Origin of the sequence: Pseudomonas protegens (assembly GCF_003732485.1) — a bacterium.
In the GTDB taxonomy this organism is placed as follows: Bacteria; Pseudomonadota; Gammaproteobacteria; order Pseudomonadales; family Pseudomonadaceae; genus Aquipseudomonas; species Aquipseudomonas protegens_B.
Genome location: NZ_MOAK01000053.1, coordinates 37,150 through 42,454, shown reverse-complemented (window position 1 = coordinate 42,454; position 5,305 = coordinate 37,150). Strand labels below are relative to the sequence as shown.

Sequence of the window (5,305 nt, the reverse complement as noted above, 5' to 3'; positions counted from 1 at the left end):
CGCCAGCTGTGTCGCAACATTTATCGCTTGATCCAGGCCAAGGCCGAGGAGTGGCTGGCCACGGCCCTGGAGAGTGCCGATGGTCCGCTACCGGATGTGGGTGAGAGCTTCTATCGGCGCTTCGGCGGATTGCTCTGATTTAAATAATCATTGACCGTGGAATTTGTCCTGTTCTAGGGTCGCCAGAGTCCGCTGGGCAACTAAGTTTTGAATGTTTCAGGGTTGTTGCAGTTGGATGAAGTTCAGGTGATTGGCAGTAAGGAGTGCACGGCCGGGAGGGAGTATTCGGTCTTGCAGGGAAAGCAGATAGATAAAGGACTTATCAATGAGATCGATACGCAAGGTGGCAGTTCTACTGTGTTTGGCGGGTATGTTCATTACTGGCGGGAGTCTGGCCGGCGCCTCGCAACTTGTTCCGGCGCTGGGGCTGGCCAATGATCAATATGCCAAGTCGCCGGGGCCCTACAAGGTAACTACCAATGCGGTCCTGAGTGATTGTCGTGGCTTGTTGGGGGTGTTGGCGAAGATCATGCTGCTGGACAACAGCGTTCAATGTAACTCGTCCTTTCCATATGGTTTCTCCAGTCCGATTTCCACCAGCGTTTATTACCCGAGCAATATAAAAAACCTGGACAAGTTGCCGGTGGTCAACTTTGTTGGCGGCATCCTTTCCAATCAGGGGCAATACACCGATATGCTGAGGCTGTGGGCGAGTTACGGCTTTATCGTGATCGTCTCCTCCGACTTCATCAATACCGCGCCCACCATGCATGTACTCGGCGCTCTTGAGTTGAGCAAGCTCAACCAGGACCCAACCTCACCGTTGTTCGGCAAGGTCGACCTGTCCCGCACCATAGTGGCGGGGCATTCCGCCGGCGGCGGGGCATCGATCCTGTCGTCGAGTCTGTTGCCTGGCACTTTGAAGGACATCGATCCACAGCTGCGCTACATCGGCTCGCTGCCCATCGAGCCCGGCCCCATAGGCCTTGGCTCCACCGTCAAGACTCCGACCCTGGTACTTACCGGGGCCGCGGATGTGGTGGTGCCGGCCTGGGCCTGGCCACGGCTCTGGCAGGGCGGGTTGATCAAGGCGGTGCCGGGATGGAGTGCCACGGCCCATAACGCCACCCATTTCAGCCCGGTGCGAAGTGTCCGGGAAAACGAGTTCGCCGGTATTACAACGGCCTGGATTCTATATCTTGGCAAGAATGATCCGGGGGCCAAGGAGTACTTTGTCGGTCCGGACTACAAACTCGCGCGGGACCCGCAGTTTATCCGGCTGGTATTCAATCCGTTGCGGGTTCAACGCAATGAAGTGGCGGACAATCTTCAATAGGGCCACGGGTCGATATTGTTCCCGGATCTGGTGGTCCATAGCGGCTTTGCAAACTCGGGTGTTTTATTCATAAAACATTCTTCTGCAACCTTGAGAGCATGGAGTGTTTGTGGCGCAGCAGGCCTGGGCAATATCGACTTGATGTAATTGCAATGGCAATGTCACTGCATTGTTACTTGAGATGAATACTTTTATTGCAGCGTCATATATCGCGCTGCAACCACAAGGATTCAATCACCCATGCCCAGTCTTTCACGCAGGAAGCTATTGCAAGCGGCCGCTATCGGTTCATTCTTTTCATCCTTGCCAGTGGCTATTCGCCAAGCCCTGGCAATACCGGCGAATAACCGTACGGGGACGATCAAGGACGTCGAACACGTAGTGATCCTGATGCAGGAAAATCGCTCTTTCGATCATTACTTCGGTACTTTTCCCGGGGTGCGGGGTTTCAGTGACCGCTTTACCATTCCGCTGCCCGGTCAGCGCGAGGTCTGGGAACAACAGGGCAAGGGCCGGTTGGTGATGCCGTATCACCTGGACAGCACCAAAGGCAACGCCCAGCGCGTCAGTGGCACGCCCCACTCGTGGGCCGATGCTCATGCGGCCTGGGGCAACGGCCGCCTGAGTGCCTGGCCGACCCACAAGACCACCACGTCCATGGGCTACTACCGTGAGCAAGAATTGCCGTTCCAGTTCGCCCTGGCCAACACCTTCACCCTGTGCGACGCCTACCACTGCTCGGTGCACGCCGGCACCAACCCCAATCGGCTGTTTCTCTGGACCGGTTGCAACGGCCCGACAGCGGCAAAGGTCGCTGCGGTGGTCAACGAATGGGATGGTCCGGGCGCGGTAAACGTCGGCTACAGCTGGAAGACCTATCCTGAACGCCTGGAAGAGCAGGGCATCAGCTGGAAGGTCTACCAGCACCTGCCGGACAATTTTGGCGACAATCCCCTGGCCGGCTTCCGTCAGTACCGCGCCGCCAGCGTCCAGGTGGGCAATCCGGCCCAGCCGCCCAAGGACTTCAATGCCTTTGTGCCCTATAGCGATGCCTTGAACGCCGTCGCTCCGTTGTACAAGGGCAATGGCAATACCCTGCCGGCCAGCAGCGGCAGCAATCTGGAGACCATCATTGGTGGGTTTCGCAATGACGTGCAGGCCGGCAAGTTGCCCCAGGTCAGCTGGATCGTTGCGCCGGCCGCCTATTCCGAGCATCCAGGCCCATCGAGTCCGGTTCAGGGCGGCTGGTTCACTCAGGAGATTCTCCTGGCGCTGACCAGCAATCCCGAGGTCTGGAGCAAGACCGTGCTGTTGCTGACCTACGATGAAAACGATGGTTTCTTCGACCATATGCCGTCGCCATCGGCACCTTCACAGCGCCAGGATGGCAGCTTTGCCGGCAAGTCCACGCTGGGTTTCGACAGTGAACTGTTCAAGCATCCGGCGCCCCCCGGCTCGACCCAGCAACCACTGCCCGATGGCGGCGTGTATGGCCCTGGACCGCGAGTACCGATGCTGGTGCTGGCGCCCTGGAGCCGGGGAGGCTGGGTCAACTCCCAGGTGTTCGATCACACCTCGGTGCTGCAATTTCTGGAGAAGCGTTTTGGCGTGCGCGAGCCCAATATCAGTGCATGGCGGCGTGCGGTATGTGGCGACCTGACGTCGGCATTGAATTTCGTCGACCCCAACCATGAGCCGTTGCCTGCACTGCAGACCACCACCCGGCAGGCCGCCGACGGTTTGCGCCAGCGCCAGGAGAAACTGCTTCAGGTGCCGGTGCCATTGGCCAGCCAGCAGTTGCCACCGCACCAGCCGCGGCTGGCCCGCCCCTCACGGGCATTGCCTTATCGTCTGCATGTCGACAGCCAGGTGGACCCCAAGGCCAAGACGTTGTCTCTGAGCCTGCAGAACACCGGCGGGCAGGGCGCAGTGTTCCATGTCTATGACGGCCTGCACCTGAGCGATATTCCGCGTCGTTACACAGTGGAGGCCGGCAAGGCGCTGCAGGACAGCTGGCCGGTGGTGGAGCGCTATCAGCTGTGGGTATTGGGTCCCAATGGCTTCCACCGCAGCTTCAGCGGCCAACTGCAACAGCCCCAGCCGGAGCTGTTGGTGACGTCCAGCAATAACCAACTGCAGTTCACCCTGAGCAATCCGGGTACGCGTGGGGTATCGGTCACTATCGATCGCTGCCCTTATACCCAACAGGGACCCTGGACCCTGGCCGTGCCTGGGGGAGCAGAGGTACGCCAGGTCTTTGCCTGTGAGTCCAGCGGTGGCTGGTATGACTTGACCCTGCGCAGTGACGCAGGCTGGTTGCGCCGGGTGGCCGGACGGTTGGAAACCGGGGCGCACAGCATCAGTGACCCACTGATGGGGCGGCCCTGAGAGGCCATCGGAGAGGCAAAGGGGACAACAGCTGGAAACAGCGAGGAGGTGGCGCTTCTGCAATAGCCAAAACAACCACTACCCTGAAGGTAAAAGTTGTAGCGAAGGGGAAATAGATAGCGTGCTTAGTTGTTTTGCTTAAATAGCGGATCACCTGTTCGGGTGATCCGCTAACAGCATCACTTACTTGGGCATGGCCCAGGACTGCAGGATATAACCTTCCTGGCTCAGTTCAGCGCGGGCTTGTTTGAGCAAGTCTTCCAGCTGGGCTGGATCGGCGTAGGCGCTGCTGGGAATCCGGGTTTGACCGATACGGGTACTGGTACGGTCGATGACGGTCAGGCTCAGCTCGCCGTTCCCGTCCTGTGGGGCCCAGGCCACGCATTGAAAAGGCTTGAATGCGCGGTCGGCGATCAAAAGTGCTTCGTTTCTACGGAGCGGGGCGTTCATGGGGTCTTCTCTCTATGTGCCCAATCAGATGATGTGCCGTCGGTTGGGCTTACCGTTCGGCTGGTCACTTGTACTGATGCACTGAGGTAGTGATCGGGTCACACTGAAAAACAAGTTTTTACAACTTTCGCGCATGAGCCCTGTGACAGAGCCCTTAGTTACGGGGTTTTTAAAAAACAACTGCGACAATCAGTCGCTCGCAGCGATGTTCTGGCAGTACCTTAGTTCCTTTGGGAAGCAGCGCTATAAGCAATTGATACATTCAGGCGTCAAGTTCTTGCTAATGTTACAGCCAGGTTTGCCAAACCACTGTTTCTAATAACTTTTCCCCTCTTGGCGCCAAGGAACAGTCATGCTCGAAGCTCCCGTGCAGCGCCGCTTGCTGGTGGTCGATCCCTGTGACGACTGTCATCGCCTGTTACCCGGTCTGCGCGCCATTGGCTGGGATGTAGATAGCTGTGACCTGGAGTCTGCCCGTGAGCGTTCCTGCGATGTCGGCTTGCTGCGCCTGCAACCCTTTCACCTGGAGCGCCCGGAAGCGGTCAAGGACCTGATCAGCCACAGCGGCACCGAGTGGATTGCGGTGCTGAGTCCGGAAGTCCTGCGCCTGCAAAAGGTCGGTGACTTTGTCTGCGAATGGTTTTTCGACTTCCATACCTTGCCGTTCGACGTATCCCGGGTTCAGGTGACGCTGGGCCGGGCCTTCGGCATGGCCCGCCTGAGGGGCCAGGGATCGATCCATGTGGACCAGCCCGAGCACGAGTTGCTGGGGAACAGCCGGCCGATCCGCGACCTGCGCAAGCTGCTGAGCAAACTGGCGCCCACCGAGTCGCCGGTACTGATCCGTGGCGAGAGCGGCACCGGCAAGGAGCTAGTGGCGCGTACCCTGCATCGCCAGTCCCAGCGTCACCACAAGCCCTTTGTGGCGATCAACTGCGGGGCGATTCCCGAACATCTGATCCAGTCCGAACTCTTCGGCCATGAAAAGGGCGCTTTTACCGGGGCGCACCAACGCAAGGTCGGGCGCATCGAGGCGGCCCATGGCGGCACCTTGTTCCTCGATGAGATCGGTGATTTGCCCCTGGAGCTGCAAGCCAATCTGCTGCGCTTCCTGCAGGAAAAGCACATCGA

4 protein-coding genes and 1 pseudogene are annotated in these 5,305 nt (G+C 58.8%); 4 read left to right on the top strand and 1 reads right to left on the bottom strand.

Annotation, left to right across the window (positions count from 1 at the left end):
• The 3 genes and pseudogenes from BLX41_RS35280 to BLX41_RS13335 all read left to right on the top strand — a co-directional run.
• Positions 1-138, top strand: a pseudogene (locus BLX41_RS35280) (phenylacetic acid degradation operon negative regulatory protein PaaX); the annotation flags it as partial.
• 187 nt (positions 139-325) lie between these two features.
• Positions 326-1,336: a poly(ethylene terephthalate) hydrolase family protein gene (locus BLX41_RS13340; RefSeq protein ID WP_123725260.1), complete on the top strand. Its 1,011-nt coding sequence runs from the start codon at positions 326-328 to the stop codon at positions 1,334-1,336.
• A gap of 240 nt (positions 1,337-1,576) precedes the next feature.
• Complete coding sequence (locus tag BLX41_RS13335; RefSeq protein WP_123725259.1) at positions 1,577-3,724, top strand: phosphocholine-specific phospholipase C; 2,148 nt, start codon at positions 1,577-1,579, stop codon at positions 3,722-3,724.
• A 183-nt stretch (positions 3,725-3,907) separates the two neighbouring features.
• On the opposite strand, the gene BLX41_RS13330 is transcribed toward BLX41_RS13335, so the two are convergent.
• On the bottom strand, positions 3,908-4,174 hold the full coding sequence (locus BLX41_RS13330; RefSeq protein ID WP_123725258.1) for a hypothetical protein: 267 nt from the start codon (positions 4,172-4,174) through the stop codon (positions 3,908-3,910).
• Between the two features lie 352 nt (positions 4,175-4,526).
• Here BLX41_RS13330 and BLX41_RS35275 point away from each other — a divergent pair.
• On the top strand, positions 4,527-5,305 hold a 779-nt coding region (locus tag BLX41_RS35275; protein ID WP_259744846.1), incomplete at its 3' end, for a sigma 54-interacting transcriptional regulator.